The organism is Microbacterium wangchenii, from assembly GCF_004564355.1.
Classification (GTDB): Bacteria; Actinomycetota; Actinomycetes; order Actinomycetales; family Microbacteriaceae; genus Microbacterium; species Microbacterium wangchenii.
The window spans coordinates 3,345,674-3,361,860 of sequence record NZ_CP038266.1 but is presented as its reverse complement, the minus strand read 5'-3'; the positions used below and the strand labels follow the sequence as shown (position 1 = coordinate 3,361,860).

The 16,187-nt window shown below is 72.4% G+C and carries 16 protein-coding genes; 7 read left to right on the top strand and 9 right to left on the bottom strand.

The window, feature by feature from the left end; translation table 11 throughout:
- Position 1: 1 nt before the first annotated feature.
- Positions 2-1,066 (bottom strand): zinc-dependent alcohol dehydrogenase, encoded by a 1,065-nt coding sequence (locus E4K62_RS16365; protein ID WP_135069439.1) that lies wholly within the window; start codon positions 1,064-1,066, stop codon positions 2-4.
- Entirely contained in the window at positions 1,063-1,374 is a 312-nt protein-coding gene (locus E4K62_RS16360) for a Dabb family protein (RefSeq protein ID WP_135069436.1), read from the bottom strand. Before E4K62_RS16360 ends, E4K62_RS16365 begins: the two co-directional genes overlap by 4 nt.
- A 161-nt stretch (positions 1,375-1,535) precedes the next feature.
- Here E4K62_RS16360 and E4K62_RS16355 point away from each other — a divergent pair, with 161 nt between their 5' ends.
- Complete coding sequence (locus E4K62_RS16355) at positions 1,536-2,564, top strand: ketopantoate reductase family protein (RefSeq protein ID WP_135069433.1); 1,029 nt, start codon at positions 1,536-1,538, stop codon at positions 2,562-2,564.
- 18 nt (positions 2,565-2,582) lie between these two features.
- Here E4K62_RS16355 and E4K62_RS16350 read toward each other — a convergent pair whose 3' ends face one another.
- The 3 genes from E4K62_RS16350 to galT all read right to left on the bottom strand — a co-directional run bounded on the left by E4K62_RS16350 (position 2,583) and on the right by galT (position 5,889).
- Complete coding sequence (locus E4K62_RS16350) at positions 2,583-3,419, bottom strand: alpha/beta fold hydrolase (RefSeq protein ID WP_135069430.1); 837 nt, start codon at positions 3,417-3,419, stop codon at positions 2,583-2,585.
- A gap of 128 nt (positions 3,420-3,547) precedes the next feature.
- Complete coding sequence (gene galK, locus E4K62_RS16345; RefSeq protein WP_135069427.1) at positions 3,548-4,702, bottom strand: galactokinase; 1,155 nt, start codon at positions 4,700-4,702, stop codon at positions 3,548-3,550.
- Entirely contained in the window at positions 4,699-5,889 is a 1,191-nt protein-coding gene (galT, locus tag E4K62_RS16340) for a galactose-1-phosphate uridylyltransferase (protein ID WP_135069424.1), read from the bottom strand. Before galT ends, galK begins: the two co-directional genes overlap by 4 nt.
- 62 nt (positions 5,890-5,951) lie before the next feature.
- Here galT and E4K62_RS16335 point away from each other — a divergent pair, with 62 nt between their 5' ends.
- Together E4K62_RS16335 and E4K62_RS16330 are read left to right on the top strand one after the other, a co-directional pair.
- Positions 5,952-6,947, top strand: coding sequence for a LacI family DNA-binding transcriptional regulator (locus tag E4K62_RS16335; RefSeq protein WP_135069421.1), 996 nt, complete (start codon positions 5,952-5,954; stop codon positions 6,945-6,947).
- 10 nt (positions 6,948-6,957) lie between these two features.
- A complete protein-coding gene (locus E4K62_RS16330) occupies positions 6,958-8,067 on the top strand; it encodes a glycerate kinase (protein ID WP_135069418.1) in 1,110 nt (369 codons plus the stop codon).
- 28 nt (positions 8,068-8,095) lie between these two features.
- Here the strand turns inward: E4K62_RS16330 and pgm are convergent, their stop codons facing one another.
- Positions 8,096-9,742, bottom strand: a complete 1,647-nt coding sequence (gene pgm, locus E4K62_RS16325) for a phosphoglucomutase (alpha-D-glucose-1,6-bisphosphate-dependent) (protein WP_135069416.1) — start codon at positions 9,740-9,742, stop codon at positions 8,096-8,098.
- 123 nt (positions 9,743-9,865) lie between these two features.
- Between pgm and pheA the strand changes: the two genes are divergently transcribed.
- From pheA to E4K62_RS16305, 4 genes are all read left to right on the top strand, one after another.
- Positions 9,866-10,828 (top strand): prephenate dehydratase, encoded by a 963-nt coding sequence (gene pheA / locus E4K62_RS16320; RefSeq protein WP_135069413.1) that lies wholly within the window; start codon positions 9,866-9,868, stop codon positions 10,826-10,828.
- Positions 10,828-11,658, top strand: coding sequence for a PhzF family phenazine biosynthesis protein (locus E4K62_RS16315; protein ID WP_135069410.1), 831 nt, complete (start codon positions 10,828-10,830; stop codon positions 11,656-11,658). The genes pheA and E4K62_RS16315 overlap by 1 nt, the downstream gene beginning before the upstream one ends.
- 30 nt (positions 11,659-11,688) lie before the next feature.
- Positions 11,689-12,141: a MarR family winged helix-turn-helix transcriptional regulator gene (locus tag E4K62_RS16310; RefSeq protein ID WP_205805808.1), complete on the top strand. Its 453-nt coding sequence runs from the start codon at positions 11,689-11,691 to the stop codon at positions 12,139-12,141.
- 131 nt (positions 12,142-12,272) lie between these two features.
- Positions 12,273-13,388 (top strand): alkene reductase, encoded by a 1,116-nt coding sequence (locus E4K62_RS16305; RefSeq protein WP_135069407.1) that lies wholly within the window; start codon positions 12,273-12,275, stop codon positions 13,386-13,388.
- 29 nt (positions 13,389-13,417) lie between these two features.
- Here E4K62_RS16305 and E4K62_RS16300 read toward each other — a convergent pair whose 3' ends face one another.
- The 3 genes from E4K62_RS16300 to E4K62_RS16290 are packed head-to-tail and all read right to left on the bottom strand — an operon-like array spanning position 13,418 to position 16,173.
- Complete coding sequence (locus tag E4K62_RS16300) at positions 13,418-14,788, bottom strand: MFS transporter (protein WP_205805806.1); 1,371 nt, start codon at positions 14,786-14,788, stop codon at positions 13,418-13,420.
- 35 nt (positions 14,789-14,823) lie between these two features.
- Positions 14,824-15,873: an LLM class flavin-dependent oxidoreductase gene (locus tag E4K62_RS16295; RefSeq protein ID WP_135069404.1), complete on the bottom strand. Its 1,050-nt coding sequence runs from the start codon at positions 15,871-15,873 to the stop codon at positions 14,824-14,826.
- Positions 15,874-15,912: 39 nt separating this feature from the next.
- A complete protein-coding gene (locus E4K62_RS16290; RefSeq protein ID WP_240742732.1) occupies positions 15,913-16,173 on the bottom strand; it encodes a TM2 domain-containing protein in 261 nt (86 codons plus the stop codon).
- Positions 16,174-16,187: the final 14 nt, after the last annotated feature.

The following is a 16,187-nucleotide window of genomic DNA, read 5'->3' as shown; positions in this document are numbered from 1 at the left end:
GTCAGCGGCGGCCGTGACGGGCCGGGCGCACGGAGGTCGCCCACGGGTCGACGAGGGATTTGATGCGCGTCGAGCGGCCCTCCAGCAGCGGCGTCAGCGCGAGGTCGGCGACATCGGCGAGGGGGATGACGTCGCCGGCGATGCCGGACCAGTCCTCGCGCGTGCCCAGCAGCCGCACGGCCTCGGGGAAGTCGGAGGCGAACACGTGGGCGACGGTGCCGATGATCGTGTACTCCCGCAGCGTCCACGACCCCAGCGCCAGTGCGGGCTCGCCACGCTGGATCCCGACGGGGACGATCGTGGATCCGGGCCGGGCGGCGTCCAGGAGGGCGGTCAGGCCCGATGCCGATCCGCTCACCTCGAAGAAGACGTCGGCATCCATGCCGAGTTCCGCCAGCGTGTCGGACAGGCTCGCACCGCCCGTGCGCAGCCCTGCGCTCGCGCCCAGTTCCTGTGCGAGGTCGAGGCGGTCCTGATTGGGGTCGACGACCAGCACCCGGGCGCCGGTGGCGGCGGCGGCGATCGTGATGAACGTGCCGATGCCGCCGGCACCGATCACCACCGCATCCTGCCCCGCCCGCAATCCGCTGCGGCGGACGGCATGCACCCCGATCGCCATCGGCTGGGTCAGCGCGAGCGTGTCGGTGGTCAGGCCCGCGTCGGTGACGTCGAGGAGGATCCCGGCGGGGGCCACGACGTATCCGGCCAGGCCGCCGTCGTGGTGGAAGCCGATCGTCGTGTACGACCGGCACAGGTTGGTGCGACCCTCGCGGCACGGCTTGCACCTCCCGCATGCGATCCCCGCGCCGCACACGACGACCGCGCCGGCGGACAGTCCGTCCACTCCTTCGCCCACGCTGTGCACCGTGCCGACGAACTCGTGACCGAGCGTGACGGGCGGGTCGGCGAGGACGAGATTCCGCCCGAACTCCGTCGCGTCGCTGCCGCAGACTCCGCACGCGTCGATCCGCACGAGCACCTCGCCGGGGCCGGGGTCGGGGACCGGCCTCGTCTCGACGCGCAGATCGCCCACGCCGTGGAGCACGGCGGCGAGCATGCCGGTCATCGCAAGGAGCCCTCCGCGATCGGCAGCTGGACGGCGGCGCGCTCGGCGAGCATCCGGCCGATGAAGTTCTCGTATGCCGCGAGGTGCTCGGGGGAATCCAGGTAGGCGTCGAGCCCGGCCTGGTCGTCCACGACCGCCGCCACGCCGTAGTCGAAGCCGGCCGGGCGCAGATGGAGGTTGGGGGCAGCGACGTAGGAGCGGAGCTCCGGGATGCCGGCGGCCATCGTCAGGAGCGCCTCGGTGAGGGCGGTGACGTCGGCCTCGGTGACGTCGTCCTTCCACCGGAAGGCGGCGATGTGCAGGATCATGGGCCCTTCTCTTCTCTTCTCTTGTCGAGCGGTGTCGAGCGGTGTCGAGCTGTTCAGCGGAGGTTTACATCCGGGGCGCGTGGATGCGCCGTGCTCAGGGTATCCCGGAACCGCGGTGCCGTGATGTAAAGTGCGGCTGTCCAGCGTGGGAAGAGGTCGTCATGGTTCGTCCACGGATCGCGGTGCTCGGCGCCGGTGCCAACGGAGCCTCGGTGGGGGCCGACCTCCTCACCGCCGACCATGACGTCACCCTGATCGAGCAGTGGCCCGCGCACGTGGAGGCCATGCGCGCGGACGGCCTGCACGTGATCTCGCCCGACGGCGACCTGCATGTGCGGCCGCACGTGATCAACCTGTGCGAGGTGGCCGAGCTCACCGGGCCGTTCGACGTCGTCCTGGTGCTCATGAAGGCCTACGACACCGCGTGGGCGGCGCGGATGCTGAGGCCCTACCTCGCCGCCGACGGTCTGATGGCGGGCGTGCAGAACGGGATGACCACGCGCACGGTGCAGGACGCCGTCGGCCCGCGGCGCACGATGGGCGCCGTGATCGAGTGCTCGGCCACGATGGATGAGCCCGGCATCGTGCACCGCCACACGCCGGTGTCGCGTTCCTGGTTCGCGGTGGGAGCGCTGCCGGGCGGCCCGGCCGACCGCGTGGAGGACATCGCCGCGCTCCTGCGCTGCGCCGGCACGGTGGCGAGCGTGGACGACATCGAGGCGGCCAAGTGGATGAAGCTCGTGAGCAACGCCACGCTGCTGGCGACCTCGGCGATCCTGGGCCTGCCGATGCTCGACGCGCTGCACACTCCGGGATTCCGCGCCGTCATGATCGCCGCCGGCAACGAGGCGCTCGAGGTCGGTGCAGCCGTGGGGCACCCCGTCCTGCCGATCTTCGGACTCACCCCCGACGAGGTCGCCGATCGCTCGCGCGTCGTGGAGACCATGACCGACAAGCTCTTCGCGGGTTTCGTGGTCCCCGGGGCGACCACCACGGTGCTGCAGGACTGGACGAAGGGGCGGCACGCCGAGGTGGACGACCTCAACGGCCTCGTCGCCGCGGAGGGCCGGCGACAGGGCGTCGCCACCCCCGTGAACGACGCTGTGGTGCACCTGGCCCGCCAGATCGAGCGCGCGGGCGTGCGGCCCGACGCGGCGCTGCTGAGCGAACTCACCGCCGCCGCCGCGTGAGGGCGGAGGCCCGGTCGATCAGGCGCGCAGGAAGGCCAGCAGCACCTCGTTGATCTCGTCGCCGTGGGTCCACAGCATCCCGTGCGGGGCGCCCTCGATCTCGACGTACTGGGCGGCGGGGACGAGGTCGCGGAAGCGTCGACCGGTCGCGTCGATGGGCAGGATGTTGTCGGCGGTGCCATGCACGATGAGCGCGGGCACGTCGATGGCGGCGATGTCGCCGCGGAAGTCGGTCGGCCACGTCAGGGGAGCGGCAGCGATGGCGGCGTTGCCGGCGGTGTTGGCCACCTCGATGCTCGCGTCCAGCGCCTCCTGCGAGATGCGGGTGCCGAGGGTGTCGTCGAGGTTGTAGAAGTCCCGGAAGAAGCCGCTGACGAACGCGTAGCGGTCGGCGCGCACCGACGCGGCGATTCCGTCGAAGAAGTCCTGTCCGCCGGCGCCGTCGGGGTTGTCGTCCGTCTTCAGCAGGAACGGCTCCAGTGATCCGAGGAAGGCGACGCGGGCGACGCGCTCGCTGCCGTAGGCGGACAGGTACCGGGCGATCTCGCCGGTGCCCATCGAGAAGCCCACGAGGACGACGTCCTCCAGGCCGAGGTGGGTCAGCAGCACGTCGAGGTCTGCCGCGAAGGTGTCGTAGTCGTACCCGCTGCCGGCCTTGGTCGACATCCCGAAGCCGCGCCGGTCGTACGCGATGACGCGGTATCCGGCGTCCAGGAGCGCGGCCTGCTGCTTGCCCCACGACTCGCCGTTGAGCGGGAACCCGTGGATCAGCACGACCGGCTGCCCCGAGCCCTGGTCGGTGTAGTACAGGCGGATCTCGACGGAGTTCTCCGCCCCGACGGTCACGTACGCCACGGAACACCTCTTCCGGCCGGGGGTCGTTGCCGGCCGGTTCCGACGCTAACGACCGAGGCCCCCGGATCCCAGGGGTTGCACCGTGCGCGGGCCCCTCGTACCTTCCTCCTCCTCCTCCTCCGGAGTCCTCACGCGTCGCGGCGGGCGCCGGCGGAGGGCGTGACGGTGAACGTCCGCGGGGCGCGGAAGCCGGCGGCCTCGAACGCGGCGGCGACGGCGGATGCAGCGGAGTCGACGCGCTCGGCATCCAGCAGCGCGATCGCGGCGCCGCCGAAGCCGCCGCCCGTCATGCGCGCGCCCAGCGCTCCGGCTTTCAGAGCCGTCTCGACGGCGAGGTCGAGCTCGGGCACCGAGATCTCGAAGTCGTCGCGCATCGAGGCGTGGGACGCGGTCAGGAGGTCGCCGATCGCGCGCGGGCCGTCCGCATCCAGTGTCGCGACGGTGTCGAGCACGCGCTGGTTCTCCGTCACGATGTGACGCACGCGCCGGAAGGTCACCTCGTCCAGCTGCTGCTGGGCACGGGGGAGATCATCGACCGTGAGGTCGCGCAGCGCCGGCACGCCCATCGCGCGGGCGCCGGCCTCGCACGACGCGCGGCGCTCGCCGTAGCCGCCGGAGGCGTGCGCGTGGGTGACGAGCGTGTCGATGACGAGGATCTGCAGCCCCTCGCGGGTGAAGCCCAGGTCGACGGGCCGGGCCTCGAGCGAGCGGCAGTCGAGGAACGTCGCGGCGTCGGCCTCCCCGAGCATCGTGGCCATCTGGTCCATGATGCCGGTGGGGGCGCCGACGGCGTCGTTCTCGGCGGTGCGGCCCACCCGGGCCAGTGCGACGCGGTCGAGGCCCGCGGCCCACACGTCGCTGAGCGCGGCGGCCACGGCGCCTTCGATCGCGGCGGAGGACGACAGCCCTGCGCCCACCGGCACATCCGACGCGATGGCGATGTCCACCCCACGCGGGGAGGCGCCGGGCGCTGCCGCACGGAGGGCCCACGCCACCCCGAGCGGGTACGCCGCCCAGTCCAGCCCGCCGGCGGCGATGGCGTGGTCCAGGTCCGCGAGGGCGACCTCGACCGGCGCGTCGGCGAATGTCGTCGCCACCCGGATGATGTCGTCCTCGCGCAGGGCGACGGCCGCCGACGTGCGGTGCTCGATGGCGAAGGGCAGCACGAAGCCGTCGTTGTAGTCGGTGTGCTCGCCGATGAGGTTGACCCGTCCCGGCGCCGACCACTCCCCGGCGGCCGGCCGGTCGGTGAAGGTGGCCAGGAGATCGGTGGCGGCGCTCATGCCGGGTCCGCCACGGTCGCGAGGGCCTCGCGCAGGCGCTCGGCCTGCGTCTCCGGCGGGATGTCGGCGATCCAGGCGCCCATCGCGGATTCGGATCCGGCGAGGAACTTCAGCCTGTCGGCGGCTCGCCGCGGCGAGGTCAGCTGCAGGTGCAGGCGCACCGCCTCGCGGCCGTCGTGCACGGGTGCCTGATGCCACGCCGCGATGTACGGCGTGGGCGAGTCGTACAGGGCGTCGATCCCGCGCAGCAGCCGCAGGTACAGCGGAGCGAGCTCGGCGCGTTCGTCGTCGCTGGTGGCGGCCAGGTCGGGCACGTGCCGGTGGGGGAGGAGGTGCACCTCGATCGGCCAGCGTGCGGCGAAGGGGACGAACGCGCTCCAGTGCTCGCCCTGCAGCACCATGCGCTCCGAGCCCTGTTCGAAGTCGAGGATGCGCGCGAACAGGTCGTCGGACGTGCGCGCCGCGGCATCCAGCATCCGCTGCGTGCGTGGAGTGATGTAGGGGTAGGCGTAGATCTGCCCGTGCGGATGCGGCAGCGTCACCCCGATCGCCTCGCCGCGGTTCTCGAACGGGAAGACCTGCTCGACGCCGGGGAGGGCCGAGAGGGCGGCGGTGCGATCGGCCCACGCCTCGATCACGGTGCGGGCGCGCGTCGGGGTCTGCGTGCCGAAGGATCCGGTGTGCTCGGGGCTGAAGCACACGACCTCGCAGCGGCCCACCGACGTGCGCGTGCGCCCGAGGCCCGGGTCGGCGAGGTCGTCGAGCCCGTGCGGCGCGTCCTCGGCGGCGGGGGCGTCGCCGGTGGCGGCGGCCAGGGCCGGGCCGAAGGAGGGTGAGCGGTTCTCGAAGACCGCGACGTCGTACCGGTCGGGGATCTCGGACGGGTTCGCCGCCGTCTGCGGGGCGAGGGGGTCGAGGTGCGCGGGCGGGAGGAAGGCGCGGTTCTGCCGCGCCGCCGCGATGGAGATCCAGTCGCCGGTGAGCACGTCCTGGCGCATCGTCGCGGTCGCCGGCCGCGGATCGAGCACGCGCGCGTCGACCGCGCGTTCCGCCGGGAGGGTCGTCCCGGCGTCGTCGTAGTAGATGAGCTCGCGCCCGTCGGCCAGGCGCGTGGGGCGCTTCACGACGCCGGCGCCGAGCGTCACGGCCTCGGCATCCGCCGGCGTCCAAAACTCAGGCGTGTTCACGTCAACACGGTATCCCGGGGCCGTGGTAACGTCAACATTCCTGAATTCTGAACGGAGGGCGGATGGCGCAGCCGCGGCGCGTGTCGATGTCGGACGTCGCCGCCCGCGCCGGCGTGTCGGGGCAGACGGTGTCGCGCGTGGTCAACGGCAGCCCGCGCGTGGATCCGGCCACCCGCGCCCGCGTCGAGCAGGCCCTGCGCGACCTCGGGTACCGCCCCCACGCGGCGGCCCGCGCCCTGCGCACCGGCCGGTCGCAGACCGTCGGGGTCGTCGTCTCGACGCTGGCCTCGGTCGGCAACTCCCGGATGCTGCAGGCCATCTCCGTCGCGGCCGCCCTGCGCGACTACGCCCTCGCGGTGGTCACCCTCACGCCGCAGCATCCCATCGCCGATGCCCTCGCGCGCCTCCGGCACCAGGGCGTGGACGGTGCGATCGTGCTCAACGAGGCCACGACGCTCCTGCGCGACGTGGCACCGCCCGCCGGCATGAGCCTCGTGGTCGTCGACTCGCCGACGGACGAGCGGTTCACGATCGTCCAGACCGATCACGCCGAGGCGGCGGCGGCAGCCGTCGGGCACCTCCTCGCGCGCGGTCACGTCACGGTGCACCACCTGGCGGGGCCGGGCGGCTCGTACGCCGCGGTCGAACGCGAGCGCGGGTGGCTCCTCGCCCTGCGGAGAGCAGGCGCGCCGGTCCCGCCGGTGGCGCGCGGGGACTGGACCTCCCGCTCAGGGCACGCCGCCGCATCCGCGCTCCCCGGCGCGACCGCCGTCTTCGCAGCAAACGACCAGATGGCACTCGGGGCGATCCGCGCCCTCTCCGACGCGGGGCGCCGCATCCCCGACGACGTCGCGATCGTGGGGTTCGACGACGTCGTCGACGCCGCGGAGTACCGGCCGCCGCTGACGACGATGCGACAGGACTTCGACGCGCTCGGGGCGCAGGCGCTCACGGCGCTGCTCGCGATGGTCGAGGAGGATGCTCCGCCGGCCGCCATCACCGTCGCCGCCGAGCTCGTCGTGCGCGAGAGCTCCGGACCGCCCCCGCACCCCCGATAGCATCGACCGCGTGAGTCGCGTCGTCCTGGCCCCCGACAGCTTCAAGGGCACGCTGCCCGCCGCCGCGGCGGCTCGGGCGCTGGCGGAGGGATGGCGCGCAGTGCGCCCGCACGACGACCTCGTCCTGCGCCCCATGGCCGACGGCGGAGAAGGCACCCTCGATGCGGTGGCGACGTCCGTGCGCGGCGCGGAGCGCATCCCCGTCACCGTGACGGGGCCGGACGGGGAGCGGATCGTCGCGTCCTGGCTCCTGCTTCCGCCGACGCCCGACGCGCCGGTGGGCAGCGCCGTCAGCGAGCTGGCGAACACCTCGGGAATCGAGCTGCTCGGTGACCGGCGGCTGCCGGAGTCGGCGTCGACGACCGGATTCGGGCAGGCTCTCGCCGCAGCGCTGGACGCCGGTGTCACCCGCCTGATCCTCGGGATCGGATCGAGCGCCTCCACCGACGGCGGCGTCGGGATGCTCACGGCGCTGGGCGCGCGGTTCACGGATGCGGCGGGCGATCCGGTGGCCCCCGGTGCGGCGGGCCTGGACACCGTGGCCGCCGCCGATCTCACCGGGCTGCGCCCCCTGCCACCGGCCGGGGCCGTGGTGCTGACGGACGTGACGAATCCGCTGCTCGGCCCGCAGGGCGCCGCCGCGGTGTTCGGCCCGCAGAAGGGCCTCGACGACGCGGGAGTCGCCCGTGCCGATGCCGGCCTGGCGCGCCTGTCGGCGCTCGTGCCGTCGGTCGTCGCCGCCGCGGCGGGGATGGGCGCCGCCGGCGGAACGGGCTGGGGCCTCGCGGTGTGGGGTGCGCAGCTCGTCCCCGGTGCGCGGCACGTCGCCGCCCTCACCGGGCTGCCGGCGGCCGCGGCGACGGCCGACGTCGTGGTGACCGGCGAGGGGGCCTACGACGCGCAGTCGGCGGCCGGCAAGGTGCCCGCCTTCGTCGCGTCGCTCGCCCCTGGCCGCACGGCACTGGTGGCCGGACGAGTCGCCGCGGATGCCGACACGTCGGCCTTCGCGGCATCCCTTTCGCTCACCGACCTGGCTGGGTCATCCGCCGCCGCGCTCGCCGAGCCGGCCCGGTGGCTGCACGAAGCGGGTGCGCGCCTCGCGCGCACCCTGGCCCTCTGACCCGAGCGCCGCCCGCCCTCGATCAGGGTCAGGCGTCGCCGAGGGCGGCCGTGACGACGGCGCGGGCTTCGGCCTGCACCTCGCGCAGGTGCTCCTCGCCGCGCAGGCTCTCGGCGTAGAGCTTGTACACGTCCTCGGTGCCGGAGGGCCGGGCGGCGAACCACGCGTCGGCGGTCTGCACCTTGACGCCGCCGATCGCGGCCCCGTTGCCGGGGGCGTGCGAGAGCTTCGCCGTGATGGGCTCACCGGCGAGCTCGGTCGCCGTCACCGCGTCGGGCGACAGCTTGGCCAGCTGCGCCTTCTGCGCGGGCGTCGCGGGCGCGTCCACGCGCTGATATGCCGCCGCACCGAACTCGGCCTCGAGCTCCGCGTACCGCTGCGACGGGGTCTTGCCGGTGACGGCGAGGATCTCCGCGGCGAGCAGGCACAGCAGGATGCCGTCCTTGTCGGTCGTCCACACGCTCCCGTCGGTGCGGAGGAACGAGGCGCCGGCCGACTCCTCGCCGCCGAAGGCGACCGTGCCGTCCAGCAGGCCCGGCACGAACCACTTGAACCCGACGGGAACCTCGTACAGCGACCGGCCGAGCGAGGCGACGACCTTGTCGATGATCATCGACGACACGAGCGTCTTGCCGACCGCCGCATCCGCGGGCCACCCCGGGCGGTGCGAGAACAGGTAGTCGATCGCGACGGCGAGGTAGTGGTTGGGATTCATCAGCCCCGCGTCGGGCGTGACGATGCCGTGCCGATCGGCGTCGGCGTCGTTGCCGGTGAGGATGTCGTACTGGTCGCGACGGGCGACGAGGGCGGCCATCGCCGAGGGCGAGGACGGATCCATCCGGATCTTCTCATCCCAGTCCAGCGTCATGAACCGCCACGTCGGGTCGACATCGGGGTTCACGACCGTGAGGTCGAGGCCGTACACCTCGGCGATGAGGGCCCAGTACTCCACGGATGCCCCGCCCAGCGGGTCGGCGCCGATGCGCACGCCGGCGGAGCGGATGGCGTCGATGTCGATGATGCTCGCGAGGTCGCGCACGTAGGCGTCGCGGAAGTCGTACTCGCCGAGCGAATCCAGGTCGATGTCGGCATGGCGGGTGCGACGCACGCCCGACAGGCCACCGGCGATGAGCTCGTTCGCGCGGTCGGCGATCCAGCTGGTGGCATCCGTGTCGGCGGGTCCGCCGTGCGGGGGGTTGTACTTGAAACCGCCGTCGCGCGGCGGGTTGTGACTGGGGGTCACGACGATGCCGTCCGCGCGGCCAGGGTCATCGGCGGCGAGCCCGCGGTTGTGGGTGAGGATCGCGTGGCTGAGCGCAGGGGTCGGCACCCACGAGTCGCGCGAGTCGATGCGCACGTCGACGCCGTTGGCCACAAGCACCTCGATCGCGGTGTGCTCGGCCGGCAGCGACAGGCCGTGCGTGTCGCGGCCGAGGAACAGCGGCCCGGTGATGCCCTGGCCGGCGCGGTAGTCGACGATCGCCTGCGTCGTGGCGAGGATGTGGTCTTCGTTGAAGCTCGTGGACAGCGACGACCCGCGATGGCCGCTCGTGCCGAACGCGACGCGCTGCCCTGGGACAGACGCATCCGGTTTGCGGTCGTAGTAGGCGTTGATCAGTTCGTCGACGTCGATGAGATCGGATGCTTCGGCGGGAAGTCCTGCGCGACTGCTCATCCCCCCAGTCTGCCTCGCGCGCGCGCCGAGCGGCACCGATTTGACACGATCGATCCCGTTCTGGCCATCGCGGGGGCCGGCGCGCAGCGAGCCCGGCGCCGGGGCGGGTCTAGGCTGATCGCCGTGACGCCCGAGCACGAGAACCCGCCCGTCCGCCGTACCTACAGCTACCTGGGCCCGGCGGGAACCTTCACGGAAGCCGCGCTCGCGCAGGTACCCGAGGCCCGCGATCAGATCTGGCGACCCGTGCGCAACGTCGGCGAAGCGCTCGCCGACGTCGTGGAAGGCCGCTCGGACGCGGCCATGATCGCGATCGAGAACTCCGTGGACGGCGGGGTGTCCACGGCTCAGGACGCCCTGGCGACCATGCCGGGCCTGCGGATCATCGGCGAATACCTCGTGCCGGTGAACTTCGTCCTCGTGGCCCGCCCCGGCACGCGGATGGAGGAGGTCTCCCTCGTGGCGGCGCATCCGGTCGCCTACGCGCAGTGCCTGCAGTGGCTCACCACGACCCTCCCCGCCCACGCCCACATCCCCGCCGCCAGCAACGTGGCCAGCGCCCTGGGGATCCTGGACGGAACCTCGGATGCGGATGCCGCCGTGGCCGCCCCCGGCATCGTGGCCCACCACGATCTGGCCGTGCTGGCCGAGGGGATCGGGGACAACCCCAACGCCGTCACGCGCTTCGTCCTCGTCAGCCGCACCGTCGCTCCCGCCCCGCCCACGGGGGCGGACAAGACCTCGCTCATCGTCGAGCTGCCCGAAGACCACCCCGGCGCCCTGCTGGAGCTGCTGGAGCAGTTCGCCACGCGCGGCATCAACCTCAGCCTGCTGGCGTCGCGTCCGATCGGAGACGCGCTCGGGCGGTACCGCTTCGTCATCGACGCGGACGGCCACGTCCACGACGAGCGCATGGCCGATGCCCTCCTGGGGCTGCGCCGCTTCAGCCCCAAGGTGATCTTCCTCGGCTCGTACGCGCGGGCCGACCGCGCGATCGTCCGTTACCCGCCGCGATACTCCGACGACGTGTTCGCCGAGGCCCGCGACTGGCTGCGGGGACTCCTGAGCGGAGAGCCGGAGAGCTGATGCCCGCGGTGCTGCGGTACGCCGCGTTCGCCGATCCGGATCGCCCCGGCGGCGGCAATCCCGCGGGCGTGGTGCTGGATGCCGACGGCCTCACCGATGCCGACATGCAGCGCATCGCCGCCGACGTGGGCTTCTCCGAAACGGCGTTCCTGCGCGCCGACGGCGGCATCCGATACTTCTCCCCGCTGGCCGAGGTGCCCTTCTGCGGTCACGCCACGATCGCGACCGCCGTCGCGGTGGCCGCGCGCGACGGGGCGGGCTCCCTCACGTTCGCGACCCCGGTGGGCCCGGTCGAGCTGGAGACCTCGCGCGGGGCGGACGGTGTCCTGCGCGCGTCGTTCACGAGCGTCGAGCCGCGGATCGAGGAGTTCGCCCCGGCCGTGCTCTCCCGCCTTCTGCACCTCCTGCGCATCCGCGAGGAAGACCTCGACCCCGATCTGCCGCCGCGCATCGCGTACGCGGGCAACCGGCATCCCGTGCTCGTCCTCCACGACGCCGGCGTGTTCGACGGGTTCACGTTCGACCCGGCGGCGGTGCGGGCGCTGATGGATGCCGAGGGGTGGGCGGGCACAGTGACGGTGATGCTGCGCGCGGCCGACACGGTGTGGGAGGCCCGCAACCTCTTCCCGGTCGGGGTGATCACGGAGGATCCGGCGACGGGTTCGGCCGCGGCATCCTTCGGCGGGTACCTGCGCGAACTCGCGGCGGTGGACGCCCCCGCGCGCATCGGGATCCGCCAGGGCCGGCACGTGGGGCGGCCGAGTCTGCTCGTGGTCGACATCCCCGCCGCCGGCGGCATCACTGTCTCGGGTACCGCCCGCCTCCTCTGACCCCGCTCGGGGGTCCTCTACGCTGTGGACATGCCTGAGCCGATGCGGCTGTCCACCGGACCCCTGAGCTCCGCGATCTTCCGGGTGGCCCGAGCGCACAAGGCCCTCGCGGCCAAGCTCCTGCGATCGACCGGGCTGCGGCCGGGGCAGGAACTAGTCCTGATGACCCTGTGGGAGCACGGCCCGCAGCGCATGACCGACCTGGTGCAGACGCTGGATACGGATGCCCCGTCGATGACGCGCAGCATCGGACGGCTGGAGAGGGCCGGCCTCGTCCGTCGCGGACCCTCCCCCGTCGACCGGCGGGTGAGCGTCGTCGAGGCGACGGAGGCCAGCGTCCGCCTACGGGCCGACGTCGAGGCGGCGTGGGCGGAACTGGAGGCGGTGACGGCGGGGTCGCTGGGGAAGGACGAGCGTCGGCAGCTGCTGGCCCTCCTGACCGGACTGGAGACCCCGCTGCGCGAGGCAGGCGACCGGCTCTAGCCGCGGGATCCGCTCCTGCTCCGCCGCCCCTTGACGCGTGGAAGAAAGTTGCTCGAGCAAGGAATACGCCGGGCGGTTTTCGTTGTTCGAGCAAGTAGTGGCATTCCGCCACCTCGAACAGGAGCATCCGCATGAGCGATCACTCAGCACCCACCCCCGTGACGGCATTCGAGCCGATCACGATCGGCAGCCTCCGGCTCCGGAACCGCATCGTCATGGCCCCCATGACGCGCAGCCGCGCGTTCGGCACCCGTGCCAACGCCGACATGGCCACCTACTACGCCCAGCGCGCCGGTGCCGGGCTCATCATCACGGAGGGAACGCAGCCGAGCCCGGTGGGGCAGGGCTATCCCGACACCCCAGGCCTGCACACGAACGAGCAGGTGGAGGCGTGGGCGGCCGTGACCGGTGCTGTGCATGAAGCAGGCGGCGTGATCGTCGCCCAGCTCATGCACACCGGTCGCATCGGGCATCCCGCCACAACCGCCGCCGTCGGTTCCGGCGCGCTCACCCCGGTCGCCCCGTCGGCGGTCCGTGCGGCCGGATCCGTCTTCACCCCCGAGGGGCCGAGGGATCACGTGCAGCCCGCCGAGCTGAACGAGGACGAGATCCGCGCGACCATCGCCGACTTCGCCGCCGCCGCACGCAACGCCGTCGCGGCCGGATTCGACGGGGTGGAGGTGCACGGCGCCAACGGGTACCTGCTGCACCAGTTCCTCGCCACCAACGCCAATCAGCGCACGGACGACTGGGGCGGAAGCGCCCGCAATCGCATCCGCTTCACCGTCGAGGTCGTCGAGGCCGTCGCCGCGGCCATCGGCGCCGACCGGACCGGGCTGCGCATCTCGCCCGCCAATGGCCTCGGCGACACCACCGAGGACGATGCCGCGACGCTGTACCCGCTTCTCGTCGAGCGGCTCAACGGCCTGCAGCTGGCGTATCTGCACCTGGTCGAGGCCGGTGACGCGGGATTGACCCCGGTGATCCGGGCGGCGTGGAAGGGCGCGCTCATCCTCAATGCGGTCACCCCCGACTCACGCGATGACAGCGCGCGGCTGGACCGCGTCGCACGGGGCGAGGCCGACCTCGTCTCCTTCGCCCGCGCGTACATCGCCAACCCCGACCTGGTCGACCGGCTCGCCGAGGGCGCTCCGCTGGCCGAGCCCGACCTGACCAAGGCGTACGGCGGTGGTCGCGAGGGATACACCGACTACCCCGTGCTCGCCCGCGACGGCGCATCCGCCTGAGCCGAGCTCGGCGGCGCGTGCGGTGAGGGTCAGGGACGCGGGGCGTCCTGCAGGGTGACCCACGCGCTGCCCTGTTCGCGGTCCAGCGGCGTCTCGGCCCGGTTGCGCATGAAGAAGATGTAGACCGTGAGGCTCACCGCGATCACCGCGGTGACGTAGACGATGAACCACGTCACCCCGCCGCCGGTGAGGGAGGCCTGGTACACCGCGGGCGCCGTGCCGCCGAACACCGAGTTGGCGAGGGCGTAGCCGAGGCCCACGCCCAGCGCCCGCACGCGCGCAGGGAACACTTCGGCCTTCACGATCGCGTTCACCGAGGTGTAGCCGGTGAGGATGACGTACCCCACCGCCGTGAGGGCGAACGCGACCAGCGGCGACTGCGTCTGCGGGAGGAAGGTGATGAGCACCCACGTGTAGAGGACACCGCCGATTCCGAAGAAGACCAGCAGCGGCTTGCGCCCGACGCGGTCGCTCAGCAGTCCGCCCAGGGGCTGGAGCAGCATGAGGAAGATGAGCCCGAGGAGGTTGGTCCACGTCGCCGCGACCGCTCCCTCCTCGCCGAAGGCCGTCTTGACGATGGTGGGGGCGTTGACGCTGTAGGTGTAGAAGGCGATCGTGCCTCCCGCCGTGACGAGGAACACCCACACCAACTGCCGCCAGTACGAGGTGAAGAGGGTCTTGAGCGACCCCGAATCGCGGTCGGCGCCCGAGCGCACCGCCTCCAGGTGCTCCTCGCTGAGGGACTCGTCCATCGTCCGGCGCAGCCACATCACCACGAGGGCGGCGATGCCGCCGACGAAGAAGCCGATGCGCCATCCCCAGTCCTCGACCGCTTCCACCGGCATGACCGCGAGCACGATGAGCAGCGTCAACTGCGCGAGCACGTGGCCGCCGATGAGGGTGACGTATTGGAAGGAGGAGAAGAACCCGCGGCGGCGGGCGGTGGCCGCCTCCGACATATAGGTGGCCGACGTGCCGTACTCGCCGCCGGTGGCGAAGCCCTGCACGAGCCGCGCGCCGATGAGGATCACCGCCGCCCACATGCCGATCGCCTCCCGCGTCGGCATGACCGACACGAGGAACGAGCACGCGGACATGAGTGTGATGCTGACGGTGAGGGCGGCGCGGCGGCCGCGGCGGTCGGCGAACCGTCCGAAGAACCACGATCCGATCGGCCGCATGATGAAGGTCACGGCGAAGATCGCATAGATGTAGAACGTAGAGTTACGGTCGTCCTGATCGAAGAACTGCGCCTCGAAGTACGTCGCGAAGACGGTGTAGACGTAGACGTCGTACCACTCGACGAGGTTGCCCGCCGAGCCCTTCACGGTATTGAGGATGGCGCGGCCGGTGCTCACCGGCGCGCGCGTCGGTCCAGCCGATGCGGTGGCTTCGCTCACGGGGTCGAGGGTACGCCCGCGTGCGCCGGGGCGGGTCAGGCCACGCGGGCCGGCGCGGCGAGCAGCTCGAGCGTGCGGATGCGGCCGGGGGCGGTGTCCAGGGGCTCACCGTCGTACGAGCCGGCGACGGGGGAGATCATGACCTCGTCCACGCCGAACCGCGCGGCGAAGGCCGACAATTCCGCCGACACGTGGTCGCCGGTGCCGACGAACCACTTCGAGCGGGCGGCGGTCATGAGGCTGTTCGCCATCCCGTCCCACGGGTCGGCCTGAGCCTGCTCAACGGTCTCCAGCGGCACGAGCGGGCGGTTGGTGCGGAGCCTCGCCATCATCCGCAGCTGCGGCAGGGCGCGCTCCTCCGCCTCCTCGGCCGTGGGGGCGGCGATGACGTTGACGGTCAGGAACGTGCGGGGCTCGGGATGCTGCGGGCTCGGCTGGTACTGCGTGCGGTACAGGTCGAGCGCCCGCTCGAGTCCTTCGCCGGAGAAGTGGTTGGCGAACACGTACGGGAGCCCGAAGCGTGCGGCCAGCTGCGCGGAGTAGTCGCTGGAGCCGAGGAGCCACACCTCGGGAGCGCCGGTGGCGGCCGGGGTGGCGTGCACGGTGTATTCGCCGCCGGAGGTGAACCGGACGGTGGCGCCCTCGGGGGAGGACAGCGCGATGATGTCGGTGATGTGATCGGGGAAGCGTTCCACGTCGCTGGTCGCGCCCGAGCGGTGCAGCAGCTGCGTGATGACCGCGTCGGAGCCGGGCGCCCGTCCGAGGCCGAGGTCGATCCGCCCGGGGGCGATGGCTTCCAGCGCCGCGAACTGCTCCGCCACCACGAGCGGGGAGTGGTTGGGCAGCATGACACCGCCCGAGCCGACGCGGATGCGCTCGGTGCGGGATGCGGCTGCGGCGATCAGCACCGGCGGGGTCGTCGAGGCGACCGCCGGCATGTTGTGGTGCTCGGCGAACCAGTACCGGCGGTAGCCGAGCCGGTCGGCGTGCACGGCGGAGTCGAGGGAGGAGGCGACCGCTTGCGCGCTCGTCTGCCCGTCGCGGACGGGCACCAGGTCGAGGACGGAGAGGGCGGGAGCGTTCATCCCTCGTGGCAACCGCCGTCGCCGGTCAGTCATTCCCGCTCAGCGGCCGCGAACGTATTCGACCGGGAGGCCGTGCTTGTCCTTCATGGCGCCGGCGATGATGAGGATGAGGTCGATCAGCCACCACACGCCCAAGCCGCCCACCGTGATGAGTTTGAGGATGCCGGTGCCGATCTTGCCGAGGTAGAAGCGGTCGATCCCGAACTCGCCGAGGAAGATCGACAGCAGCAGGGTCGCCAGCCACGACTTCTCGCTGATGCCGGCGTACGGTTGCGGGGCGGGGTAGGGCGGCTGAGACAAGCGATCTCCTGACA